Origin of the sequence: Arenibacter sp. 6A1 (assembly GCF_012272855.1) — a bacterium.
Classification (GTDB): Bacteria; Bacteroidota; Bacteroidia; order Flavobacteriales; family Flavobacteriaceae; genus Arenibacter.
In genome coordinates, this window is sequence record NZ_JAAXCQ010000005.1 from 1 (window position 1) to 13,078 (window position 13,078).

Consider the following 13,078-nt stretch of genomic DNA (forward strand, 5'->3'; position numbering starts at 1 on the left):
GAACTTTTTATTCTTTTCTTCTTCGCCCTGTCTCCCAAAGCGGCTGCAAATGTACAGCTTCTTTTTTATCCGGCAAGCTTTTTTGAAAAAATTAAATTCTTTCTTTTTGGCCCGGCCGATAATGGAAACAAAACTCAATGAACATGGCGCTCTTAACGCCTTTTCCGTTTGCGCGGCACTGCCTCGCTAGCGGACGGCAAAGGTACGCCACTTTCTAAAACTGGCAAGGTTTTTTTTGAAAGATTTTATGATTATTTTCAGAAACACTTTTAACCTATTTGTTTTCAGTTATTTACACACCTAAGCTGCTTGAAAGTCAAAAATTGATCAGCAATAAACAATGACTTTCGTTATTAATTAGCTTCTCGTTCGCTCCGCGAAGTCTCACGACTTCACGGCATACACCATTTTGAACCTTCCACTATAATGCACCCGCTCCGCAAAGTCGGGAGACTTTGCGGAACAGGCCATTTGTTTACTGTTAGTTGTAAAAAGCGTTAGGGATTGCAGCGGCATCCTTTTTTAGAGGGCCACAGGACCTTTAAAAAAGATATAGCGGAAAGCCCGCCCCTTAGAGGAACGCCCAAAACATACTTAAAAACAAAGTATAATCGCCATGGCACCTACAAAAGGAACCTCAACAAACCATTTTTAGCCCTCCCTTATAACCTCTATGAAAAGAAATTCCAGACCAAGCCAAAGCGAATTACGAAATCGCGGTACGGATAGTTAGGCGCGGCATAATATTTTTTGGGAGAGAAAAGAGAGTTGAAGTGCTCTGCCTTTAAAAATATCCTGGTTTGCTGCACCCGGGCATTTATAAAAAAATCTAACATTGGAAAACCTCCTAATTCCTCCTTGTCCTGAATAAAAAACTCACCCAACACCGGATTATAAGCATCCATATTATAGGCCGTAAAATACTTAAGCGTTATGCCGGTCTGCAAGTACATGGCCTTTTTAAACACATCATTGGAGTAATATAGCGTGTTTCTGGTAACCAATTCCGGAAGGTTTAACACCGCATTGTTCTGGGTTACGTTTTGATACATCACCGTATTATTCAAGGCAAAATTCTTCCACTTAAACTCCTTTGCATACTTAAGCTTTAAAAGATCGACACTAGAATTTTCCTGAAAAGGCTTTACAAATGCTTGTTCCGCACCTTCTACGATAGCCTGATTTGGGTCGGAAGCAAAGTAGGTATAATTGTCCATGGCAGTGTACTTGGCCATAATATTACCCCATACTTTTGCCCGCAAATTAAATTCCAGGCTCTGTATGTCTTGCTTTTTAAAGTCGTCTGTATGCTGCCAATTGTAGTTGCTATATTCACTTTGATACAACAAGAAGTTATAATCGGGCATCTTGGAAGAGGAATGAATCGAAACGTCTACCTCATTGTTCTTATTGATCTTATACCCTACAGCAGCATCGAGCAGACTCCCTGTTAAGGCTCCGGAAACAGCAGTTTTAAATTTTCCGTCAATACGCAGGTTACCTATCTTTTTATGGTATATACCCCCTATCGCAACCTCATCTCCTTTAAGCTGACTTTGTATAAGCTGCTCCGGGGTTTGCACTACAGAATTAAAGAAGTAGTTATACTGGTAGAGATCCACAAATGCGGTTACCACCCCTAGGGTGTTATTCTGAAACTGACCATTTAGCTGGTTATACATGGTCTTTAAAGTAGCCTTATCGTTTATAACCGATAAAAAGCTTTCTCCAAAATACCTGTTCCCTTGGGCTTGTTTAAACTGGTAGAATTTAGTCTCATAATTAAACTCGTGCCCTAGGCTCAGCGCCGTTTTTCTTGTCTTGGCCGAATCTGACTTCTTCCCGAACAATTGGTATTGATGATCTAGAAAATACCGTTTCCCCAACACCCTATTATTGGCATTGGAAAATAGAACATCCAATCTAGAGCGATCCTTAAATTCTGGATCTTCGGATTCGAATTGCAATTCTTTGTTGGCCAAGCCACCGTTTTCTTCGGTAATTGCATTTTGGGCTGCCATATGCATCCTAAGCCTGTAGCGGTTATTCTTGGTCAGGTAATTAGAAGTCATCTTAAAATTACCGGACTCTGCCTGATTTGCCTGATATTTCCCCAAGGACCTAAAACCCTTATAGGCAATAGAAAAATTTAATCTTTTAGAGGTATTAAAAGCCAAGAGCGCATCGAGCAACTGCCCCTGCTCAAAGGTGGTTTTAAACATAAGATCGGTCATAGGGGTAGCGACATTATAATAGTCGATCTCATATGCCTCTAGGTAATTAAAATGTTTGGCTTTTGCCCCTATCCCAGGGTAGTTCGTTTTTTGGTCAAAATTAGCACCCAACCTATTATAAGGTTGACCGACATTGGAAAATGGCATTAGCTCAAAATCGTCCCGTCTTAAAAAATTGTATTTATATTCTTTTTGAATAGAAATAGTAGTATCCAAAAAGGTAGTATCTCTTTGATAGTTTATAATCTTATAATCCTTGATCGTAATTTCCTGGACATTCGGCTTTCCTTTTTGTTTAGACGGCAAATTTCGCCTGTTTTTCTCCATAGGCGAAGCCTCCAACTTTTTTGGGGCTGCAATCGAATCTTCTTGTGCCATAACGGCCTGACCAAAAAACACTATAAAAAGCGTCAATAAATATCTCATTGTACAAACTTACGAAGGCAAAGTTACTTTTTTTGTCCTTAACGGAATGTAAAAGTTTAAAAAACAGCTTCACATTTCCTTGCTAAAATAAGGATTCCCCTTAAAGGATTTCCAAAATTCCACACTTCCTAAAACTCATATGTCAAGACTCCCTTCTTTCCACCCCTCCCAACCCCATAAAAAAAGGCCTGCAAAGATTTTCTTTACAGGCCTTTTTAAAATATGACTTTAAAAACTATAGTTTTAATTTAAATCCCAAAACAATTTAGTTTCCGCTTCGTCACCACCTATAGCGGTAGAAGCCGATGTATAATTAGTACCGTTAAGGGTTTGCTCTACGATAGGATAGGTATATCTATTAGGGAAGCCGGATACGGCTTCCGCTGGCGTTGCCATTACTGGGTAGTCTAATAACCTTATAGACGTCCAAGCTTCCAATCCCCTATTATAAAGAGCGATCCATTTCTGAGTACCGATCACCTCTTTCCAAGGCGTAGTTGCCGTACTAGCTGCGATAGCCGAATCGTAATCGACATGCGCCAAGGCCAAATAATCTGCTGTTTCCGCGGCATTTCCGCCCCAGTATTCTATGGAAGCTGTGATTCCCATATCATAATGTTCTTTCGCGGTACCTCCTACTGCAAAACCTCTCTCTACAGCCTCTGCCAATAAAAACTCCACTTCGGCATAATCCATTATAACTCCTGGCTCCGTAGCCGCTTCTACCCTAGGTGCCACTTGGCTATGAGAAGAAAAATTTGCCGTATTACCAATTTCACCGCCAAAATAAACAACTTCTTCAACCGATGGATCTGCATCGATATTGGGAGCGAAATAATACTTCAACCTAGGATCAGTACTGGTTACAGATCCTGGCACTACCGTACGGTTGTCTTCTTCATTAATAACTCCATCATCATTGGAATCTTCCAAATACTCATAACTTCTTGGCTGCATAATATCTACTATGGTTGTTGCCGCCACAAAATCGTGTCTCCCGCTTAAAACCAAATTGTCGTGTATTGGGTTTGTATTCGGGTCGGCCGATAAATACGCATAGGTAGCGTTGTCATCGTTACTCGCCAATACTCCAGAAAGCACAGCGCTTTCTACCGTAGTCTTTGCAAAGGAATTGTCTACATCCGACAATAAAATCCCCATTCTAAGTTTTAAGGAATTGGCAAACTTTTTCCACTGAGTAACATTGCCATTATATATCCTGTCTTCTCTCCCAAAACTCCCTACAGACTCATCCAAACCATTGATTGCAATGGTCAACCTTTCGATTAGATCCTTGTAAACGGTTAAGCCGTCGTCATATTTAGGCGTCAGGATATCGATATTCAAGGCTTCAGAATAAGGAACATCGCCAAAAGTCTCTACCAATACACTATAAGCATACACCTTTAAAATTTCTATTACCAATAGCTTGTTTGGTTTTTGAACCTCTAATTCTGGCAGATAGGTGGTAGCCGCTATATTTATTTCGGCTTCGTTCAAATCTTTAAGCACATCCTTATACAAAACATCCCATTGTGTTTGCGGAATGTTTCTCGTTACCTGATCATAGTTACTTTCATCGGTATAGGTTGTTTCCTGTAAAAACTGCGCCCACAACTTGGTATTGTTGTTGTTCACATTCAAATCGACGATTTGATCTACAAGACTCTTTTGTGCCCCTGTAAACAGACTCTCCCCAGGAACAGTAGACGGATCCTTAATGTTCTCATTTAAACCTTCGAGGTTATCAGAACACGAAGCGAGCATTACCGCTGTCATCAATATTAATATTTTCTTCATCTTATATCTTTTTTAAAATTGTATTTTAACATTAAAACCTATATCTCTGGTCGTTGGTAAAGGACTCACCGAGTACCCTTGTAAATTACCAGCTCCCAATCCTCCTTCTGGATCTTCATGAGGAATATTTTTATCAATGATCCATAGGTTAGAACCAACAAGACTTAAAGAAACATTCGTTAAAAAAGTATCTTCAATTATTTTTTTAGGCAAATTGTAAGCAATGGCCACCTCTCTTAGTTTTACATATCCAGCATCGTACACAAATGCTTTGTTTGGCAACCCTCTACGATAACCAAAGGCCCCAAACCTGTCTGCCTGAATACGTGTAGTATTAGGAGACCCGTCTGCATTTACACCTGGATTAATAAATCCACCTCCATCAGAAAGTGTATTTCTTACTGGATTTCCAAGATCATTGATAAAAGCAGTCTCGGCATACAAACCGGTGGCTCTACCATAATACTGGTCTAGAGAGAAGATACTTCCTCCTTTTTGAATATCGATCAAAAAGCTAAGCGATAGGTTTTTGTAGTTAAAGCTATTAGAGATACCCATTAACCAATCTGGGTTAGAATCGCCAATAACATTATTGGAACTAGAAGTCTTCACGTATTCGCCATTGGCGGCATTTACCACTGGTTCTCCGTTCAAATAAGTATAGTCTGTCCCTTGGATAACACCGTAAGGTTCTCCAACGGTGGCATTAATGGTAACACCGCCCTGAAAAGATCCTAGCTGAAGGTTTTCGATACCTTCTTCCAAAGAAATAACTTCGTTTCTATTTCTAGTCCAGTTAAGGTTTACGTTCCATCTAAAATCATCGGTTTTCACAGGCATCCCCATTAAGGAAACCTCAAGACCTTTATTTTCTATTTCCCCAGCATTCAACACTTTTTCCGTATACCCTGTTGCCGTTGAAACTGGCACTCCAAATATTTGATCTACAGAATTGGTTTTATAGTATGCAAAATCGAATCCTAACCTATTTTGAAAAAACTTCATTTCTAAACCAGCCTCAAAACTTTGGGTTCTCTCTGGTTTTAATGCTGGATTCTTTTTTCTGTTACCAACAGAAGTGTTCGGTGTTCCGATCGGCGTATTTACGATATAACTATCATAAAGAAAATCGAATGGCGCACTATTTCCTACCTCAGCATAGTTTAAGCGCAACTTACCAAATGACAAAGCGGGGGCATCAACAATGCTCGAGAACACAAAACTACCGGCAACAGAAGGATAATAGAAAACACTATTATCTTCAGGAAGCGTAGAGGAATGGTCTCTTCTAATGGTAGCATCTAAATACAACATATTATTATACCCTAAAGAAGCACTGGCAAAAACACCATCAACGCCAACTTTCTCGTCGCGCTCTACAGGCAATGGAAGCGGACCTACACTATTTTGTAGGGAATATAATTTAGGAACACTCAAACCACCACTGGTAGACGAATAAATAGATTGGTATTCGCTACGTCTAATATTGGTTCCCAAGATTCCTTTCAGGTTAAACTTTTCGCTTAGGTCCTTATTAAAGTTAAGGGTCAGGTCATAATTCGTTTCTGTATTGTCAATGTTTCTTCTAGCATAACCGGCATCAACATTTCCTCTACTTACTCCAAAACTACTCGCTACACTCCCATTGGCCCTTCTTTCTTCTTGCAGCTCAGAATACGTATCTGTAGCTACCCTAGCCATAACGCTTAACCAATCTGTCACCTCATAATTTAAGGATACATTCCCGATAAAACGACCTCTCGAATCATTCTGATAGTTTTCATATCTAGTCCAATAAGGGTTGTCCCAGAAAATAGGAACTGATCCCGCCTCCGAAGTCGCTGGGTTCCAAGTGACATTCCTACCAGTAATTCTATAGATATCTTCCAAATCCTTTAAATCTACGTTCGTTTGCCACCACTGCTTAAACATCCCAACGATGTTATCACCATATCCGGTGGAGTTTCTACCCAAGCCACTAGTTTTAATATAATTTGCGTACCCTGTTACGGTAAACTTATCGTTAAGCTTCATGGTACCGCTCATTGAAAAGTTGTGCTTCTTAATAGAACTATTCGGCATCAACCCTTTTTGATCAAACTGAGTGTAGTTCATTCTATAGGAACCAGCATCGGAAGCCTTTTCCATAGAAACAGAATTAGTAGTGGTTACCGGTGTCTCAAAAAAGCTTATCGGACCATTTTTAGCATTTATCCAAGGCGTTGCTTTTCTATAGTTCGGAGACTCAGGATCAAAAGAATCCCACTGATACACTAATAAATTAGGGTCAAAAGGCGCTCCATAAGAACCATCTTCGGTATATACTACCACTTGGTCATTATTTCCATCGCCAGTCACATCTTCTTCGTACCAATATCCGTCTGGACCATCGTAATAATGTCCATAACCAGCACCGTATTGGGTCTGATACTTGGCAAAAGTACTTTTATCTATGGATCCAAAAGAAACTCCCGAATTTACCGTTACGCCGATACCATCGGTTTTACCACCTTTTTTTGTAGTAATCATAATAACACCGTTGGCTGCTCTAGATCCGTATAGTGCCGATGCCGCAGCACCTTTAAGCACGTTTACAGATTCAATGTCTTCTGGGTTAATATCGGAAGCAGCATTACCATAATCGTAATACCCTCCGCTACCGTTAGCTTGTCCTGTTGCATTAGAAGTTGCATTACTTACAGGAACCCCATCTATCACAAACAAGGCCTGGTTACTTCCCGTCAAAGAAGCATTTCCTCGGATGACCACATTGGTAGACCCTCCGAAGTTGTTATTTTTCTTAATCTGAATACCAGAAGCCTTTCCTGAAAGCGCGTTTACAAAATTCCCGCTCTTAACAGTGTTCAGCTCCTCGCCCTTTACCTCCTGAGTGGCATATCCCAAGGATTTTTTATCCCTAGAAATACCCAAGGCAGTTACTACAACCTCTTCTAGCGCCTGCGCATCCTCTTCCATAGAAACATTAATGGTAGATGACGCACCTATCACGACAGACACGCTCTTTTGTCCTAAATACGTAAACAAAAGCGTTTGCCCTACCTGGCCCTGAATAGTGTAATTACCGTCGAAATCTGATTGAGTACCATTGGTTGTTCCTTGTACAATAATATTTACCCCAGGCAATGGAATACCGTTTCCATCTGTTACATTTCCTGAAATAGTTTTATCCTGCCCATAGGACAACCCCATTATGAACACCATTAAAGGCGTCAAAATCCAAGTCAATTTTGGTTTCATTTATTTATTTTTTTGAATTAGTTACCCTCAAACTTCATAAAAATTAGTTAACAATCCTATTTTTTCTAACATTAAGAACTCTATTTGTTAAATTAAAACCCATTATTACGTTTTTAATAATATTTTATAATTTTTATTAAATTATTATAACCAATAAAACCATTTTACGCGATTATAGCTTACATAAACGTGTATTATTTAATTTTCATTAATAATTCCTTAATTTCACTATAATTTATAATTAACTGTATTCTTTACAGTTACTGAATTTACGCCTGTGTTTTTGAAATTTCACAGAACTTATTTTAACATAATATTTTGTTAATTATATTTTTTTGATTTCGCTGTGTTTTTCTTAAAAAAAAATGTTTGCACTGAGCGCCTAGGCTTTTTAAATTTAAAGCTTCCTTACTTCCTTCATGCTTCCTTATTTTGTAATTTTGGACCGTTATGCTATTAGCATGACGCTATATCTTTCATCTAGATTTTTCTATGATTAGAAATTTAGCCCGGCTATTCTTGGCTATAGCATTCCGAATTAGAAATTTCCATAAAAATTGAATATCAGAATATGTTGGAACCATACTTTAACACCCTTAATGAAGCGGGCACGGATGAAGCGGGCCGCGGGTGCTTAGCGGGCCCCGTAACTGCAGCCGCAGTAATTTTACCCGAACATTTTAAAAATGACATTTTAAACGATTCCAAAGTATTATCAGAACATAAGAGAAACCATCTTAGACCAGTCATAGAGGAAAATGCCCTGGCATTCGGAGTGGCCCATGTCTTTCCGGACGAAATTGACAAGATAAATATCCTGAACGCCTCTTTTTTAGCCATGCACAAAGCCTTGGACCTAATTGAAAAGCAACCCGATTTTATTATTGTAGATGGCAATAGGTTTACTACTTACCAAAATATACCCCATGCCTGTATTGTAAAAGGAGACGGAAAATACTTGAGCATCGCCGCTGCTTCGATTCTAGCAAAAACCTACCGCGACGCCTATATGGAAAAAATCCACTTGGAATTCCCCATGTACAATTGGAAAAAAAACAAAGGATATCCCACTAAGGAACATAGGGAAGCTATCCGAGAATTTGGTCTAACTCCCTACCACAGAAAAAGTTTTAGACAATTGCCCCAACAATTAAAGCTAGATATATTAAAACCTTAAATTTGTCGAAACCTTGATTATGAGAATTAGAATACTGGCCATTTTGTTTTTACTTACCGTAGGATGTGCAAAAAAAGCTACCAACTCCTTTCCGCTATTATCGTTCGTTCCAGAAAACAGCTCCCTCATTATAAAAATTAATGATCAAACGGCTTTTTTAAGTCAATTGGACCAGAACGATCTTTTAAAAACTTTGTCCGCTACTAGCGCTTATAATACTATCGCAGAAAAAACTTCTTGCCTAAAATACCTAAAGTCCAATTCCGAAAGTATATTAACTTTTGTAGAATTAGGGAAAGGAAATTTCGAGGGACTTTATATCACCGAAAGCTCCGAGGACCTCTTTCAGCTGAACGACAGCATACAAAAGGCGGTAGCGAATAATTCTTACCAAGGTAAAACCATTCACACCTACCAATTAGACCAGGAAGAATATTACACTATAGAAATAGAAGATAAAACGATTATCAGTACCGCTAAACTCCTCATAGAAAATTTAATCAGGAATCAAAATAACCTCAAGACCAACGAGTCCCTTCACAAACTATTCACCATAGCCAACCAAAAAAGCAGCGCCAATATATTCATCAACCTCAACCTTAGCAAGTCTTTTCCTTTGGGATTTTTGGGTGATGCGGGAAAAGTAGACATCTCCAAGTTTTCTGATTGGGCTGCATTTGATTTTGACATGAACAAGGACCATGTAAAACTAGGCGGAATTAGTATCGCTACCGATGTGGCTTCCAAATACAGTAAACTTTTCTCCAATACCCGGCCCATGGCCAATAGAACGCCAAACTTTGCGCCTTTCGGAACAGAGGCCATTGTTTCCCATACTTTTGAAGATTATAAAATATTTTCACAAAACCAAAAAAAATACTTGGACAGATCTGTCGTGATCGACACCACTTTTAAAGCAGTCGAAGAAATTGGCTTTGTTTATGTAAACCAGCAAAAGGCCGTTCTTGTTCATACCTATAATGCAGAAACGATCCTTCATTATTTAGATGAGCTTAAAGTACAATCGGACGAATATCAGGGCAATGAGATTGTAACACTATCCAAAGGCGATTTTTTAAACCATTATTTCAATCCACTTGTTAAGGGATTCCAGGCCAAGCACTATACCATTTTAGAAAATGCTTTTGTTTTTGCGCCTTCCATGGAACTTCTGAAAACATTTATAAGCAATTTCAAAAACGCCTCTACTTTTGAGAAAACATCGTATTACAAAACGGCCCGTACGCAATTGGCCGATGAATCGTCTATACTCTTTGTGGGTAATCATAAAGGAATAGAATACTTCCTCAATGAATTCGCCGACGAAAAAACGGTTTCCCAAATAACCACCGATGAGCTCTCCCAATACACCTTTGCTGCCCAAATGGTAAGCGATGAAAATTTTCATCACACCACTTTACTGGCCCAAAAAATAGCCCATGAAACCCATTTAAATACGACCACGCCTCTTTTTACCTTAGGGCTGGACCATCAAATTGCTACCAACCCTCAATTTGTCACCAACCACAACAGCAAACTAAAAGAGATTGTTTTCCAAGATCAACAGAATATTCTTTATCTAATCTCTACCTCGGGGAAAGTACTGTGGAAAAAACAACTCGATGGCAAGATCCAAGGAGCTATTGAACAGGTAGACCTGTACAAAAATGGCAGGCTCCAACTTGCCTTTACCACTCATAACCAATTCCTGATCTTAGACCGCAACGGCAAGGAAGTACGCCCCTTTAATTTCTCCTATGAGGGCGGCAACCTTAATCCGCTGGCCGTATTCGACTATGACGGCAATAAGAATTATAGGTTTGTAGTTTCCCAAGGCACCAAAATATTTATGTACAACAGCGCCGGCAAGATCGTAAAAGGCTTTAAATACGATAAGGCCGAAAGCCCTGTGATAGGCACACCAAAACATTTTAGGATAGGAAAAAAAGATTACCTGGTCTTTAAAAATGAAGGAGGGCGTTTGCAAATACTATCCCGTACCGGCGAGACCCGCATTGCGGTGAAGGAAACCATAAACTTTTCCGATAATCCGGTGCTCCTTCATAAAAATAAGTTTGCGGTGACCGATCAAAAAGGCACCCTTTTTCTAATTGACGAAAAAGGAAAAATAAATCGGGAAAACCTAAAGTTACAACCAGATCATGGCATAGACGCTACGGACAAAACCCTAGCCGTTATGAACGATAATATTCTGAGTATTAGAAACAAAAAAGTTGAACTGGAACTTGGCGTTTATTCGAAACCGAAGATATTTTATCTAAACGATAAGATCTACGTCAGTGTAACGGACATCCAAAACCAAAAGATTTACCTTTTCGATAGTCAGGCCCTCCCTATTTCCAATTTTCCGGTACCGGGAAATTCTATTATAGATCTGGAAGATATGGACAATGACCATAAACTAGAACTGGTGGTCAAGGATCAGAACAACGGCATATTGGTGTACAGGATCAACTAATGTGCCGTCATTACACATCATGATTGCCCTGATTTGGCAAGTGCATTTTACAGCTAAATAAGGACTATTCCTTTTCCTTTCTGGTTTAGGGACAATATTTTGGGCATTCCCTCCTTCGTCGGGCGGGCACTTGGCTGTATCCCTTGCCATGCTGCGGGGATGCCGCCGCGGTCCCTAACGCAAAAAAAAATGTGATCGGCACCCTACTTCCAATCCAACACTACCAAATAACCAACAGCACAAGGATACACTCAACACACACAATACCATATAGTTAAGACCCGCAAATTCATTATATTTAAGGTTATAGCGATAGTCTTTTTTAAGTATAGACATAGCTTTATTTGAACACTTTAAAATAATACGATTATGAATTTTATAAAAATTCTTCCTACATCGGTATTATCCCTATTATTTATTGTCTGTTTTACCCAAGGGACTAATGCCCAAATCCTTAAAAAGCTCGGAAAAAGAGCCCAAAAGGCGGCCGAACGCACCGTTGAACGCAGGGTAGAGCGGGAAACCCAAGAGAAAACAGATCAAGTATTGGACAGTATCCTAGAACCCGGAAGTAAAGGCCCCACTACCGATCCGTCCATTGGAAACCCAATACCCCCCGGAGGACAGAACAATCCTGAAAGTATAGGTGGGCATGCCCCAAACGCCCAAGGCACACCAAACACCATTGCCGTGTACAGTAAATTTGATTTTGTTCCTGGGGACAAAATTTTATTCTTTGATGATTTCTCCGATGAATTCTTAGGAGACTTTCCCTCCAAATGGAATACCAATGGTGGAGGAGAAGTGGTGTCGGTAAATGATTCTGGCGAAAAGTGGCTGGAATTGGTTTCGGGTTACAACATCTATTTTATCCCCGACGTACCAGATTTACCGGAAGACTACACCATTGAATTTGATGTATTAGGGCTAGGCCTAGACAATAAGACCTCTTCCAATGCTATCCTGAGGGTAGATTTAAGTGATGACGACAAATTTAAAGAAGGAGCCAACTTTGTACAAGCCCATATCTCTTTTGTTCAATATATCGATAAAGGGATTACCATGGAAAACCGCATCAATAATAAAAGGGAAATTTACAGCGTAGTCAGGGCCGATCTTAGGGAGGAGGTTTTAAATGTACCACATATTTCCATAGCCGTCAACAAACAACGTTTCCGATTATGGGTCAATGAAGAAAAGCATATCGATATCCCAAGGATTGTGCCCCAAGGGACTGTATTGACCACCTTAAAATTCCATATGAACAATTTTAAAGATGGAAAGGAACGGCTATTCATTAAAAACCTTAAGGTAGCCGAAGGTGGAATAGACCTACGACGCAAGTTGATTTCAGAAGGGGAGGTTTCTACCAACGGAATTTTATTCGATTCCGGCTCAGCCAATATTCAGCCCCAATCTATGGGGATCATACGGCAAATATCCCAAGTACTACAGGAAGAAAACGGCATGAACTTGATTATAATTGGTCATACCGATACCGATGGTCCCGACGATGCCAATTTGAGCTTATCCCAAAAACGCGCCGCTGCCGTAAAAAATGCATTAGTAAACATATATGGTATTGATGCCGGACGCCTGCAAACCGACGGCAAAGGAGAAACCGAACCGATAGCGGACAATAGCACCACTGACGGAAAAGCCCAAAATAGGCGCGTTGTATTCAAAAAAAATTGATTTCTATCA

At 39.7% G+C, this 13,078-nt stretch carries 7 protein-coding genes; 4 read left to right on the plus strand and 3 right to left on the minus strand.

Annotation, left to right across the window (positions count from 1 at the left end; genetic code table 11):
- Positions 1–190 (plus strand): hypothetical protein (locus HCG49_RS18440; RefSeq protein ID WP_205764346.1); only part of this gene is annotated, 190 nt, incomplete at its 5' end.
- Between the two features lie 481 nt (positions 191–671).
- Here the strand turns inward: HCG49_RS18440 and HCG49_RS05355 are convergent.
- The 3 genes from HCG49_RS05355 to HCG49_RS05365 all read right to left on the minus strand — a co-directional run bounded on the left by HCG49_RS05355 (position 672) and on the right by HCG49_RS05365 (position 7,718).
- Positions 672–2,660 carry a putative porin gene (locus HCG49_RS05355; protein ID WP_168468520.1) on the minus strand — a complete coding sequence of 663 codons (1,989 nt, stop codon included), beginning with the start codon at positions 2,658–2,660 and terminating at the stop codon, positions 672–674.
- Positions 2,661–2,903: 243 nt separating this feature from the next.
- Positions 2,904–4,460 carry a SusD/RagB family nutrient-binding outer membrane lipoprotein gene (locus HCG49_RS05360; RefSeq protein ID WP_168468521.1) on the minus strand — a complete coding sequence of 519 codons (1,557 nt, stop codon included), beginning with the start codon at positions 4,458–4,460 and terminating at the stop codon, positions 2,904–2,906.
- Positions 4,461–4,472: 12 nt separating this feature from the next.
- Positions 4,473–7,718, minus strand: coding sequence for a SusC/RagA family TonB-linked outer membrane protein (locus tag HCG49_RS05365; RefSeq protein WP_168468522.1), 3,246 nt, complete (start codon positions 7,716–7,718; stop codon positions 4,473–4,475).
- Positions 7,719–8,289: 571 nt separating this feature from the next.
- On the opposite strand from HCG49_RS05365, the gene HCG49_RS05370 reads away from it, so the two are divergent.
- The 3 genes from HCG49_RS05370 to HCG49_RS05380 all read left to right on the plus strand — a co-directional run bounded on the left by HCG49_RS05370 (position 8,290) and on the right by HCG49_RS05380 (position 13,069).
- Entirely contained in the window at positions 8,290–8,895 is a 606-nt protein-coding gene (locus tag HCG49_RS05370; protein ID WP_168468523.1) for a ribonuclease HII, read from the plus strand.
- Between the two features lie 19 nt (positions 8,896–8,914).
- Entirely contained in the window at positions 8,915–11,374 is a 2,460-nt protein-coding gene (locus HCG49_RS05375) for a ribonuclease HII (RefSeq protein WP_168468524.1), read from the plus strand.
- 369 nt (positions 11,375–11,743) lie between these two features.
- Positions 11,744–13,069 (plus strand): OmpA family protein, encoded by a 1,326-nt coding sequence (locus HCG49_RS05380; protein WP_168468525.1) that lies wholly within the window; start codon positions 11,744–11,746, stop codon positions 13,067–13,069.
- Positions 13,070–13,078: the final 9 nt, after the last annotated feature.

Bases quoted from the DNA above. Each gene is read 5' to 3' on its own strand.
- HCG49_RS05360 (WP_168468521.1), bottom strand. From the start codon at position 4,460: ATGAAGAAAATATTAATATTGATGACAGCGGTAATGCTCGCTTCGTGT.
- HCG49_RS05365 (WP_168468522.1), bottom strand. From the start codon at position 7,718: ATGAAACCAAAATTGACTTGGATTTTGACGCCTTTAATGGTGTTCATA.
- HCG49_RS05375 (WP_168468524.1), top strand. From the start codon at position 8,915: ATGAGAATTAGAATACTGGCCATTTTGTTTTTACTTACCGTAGGATGT.
- HCG49_RS05355 (WP_168468520.1), bottom strand. From the start codon at position 2,660: ATGAGATATTTATTGACGCTTTTTATAGTGTTTTTTGGTCAGGCCGTT.
- HCG49_RS05380 (WP_168468525.1), top strand. From the start codon at position 11,744: ATGAATTTTATAAAAATTCTTCCTACATCGGTATTATCCCTATTATTT.
- HCG49_RS05370 (WP_168468523.1), top strand. From the start codon at position 8,290: ATGTTGGAACCATACTTTAACACCCTTAATGAAGCGGGCACGGATGAA.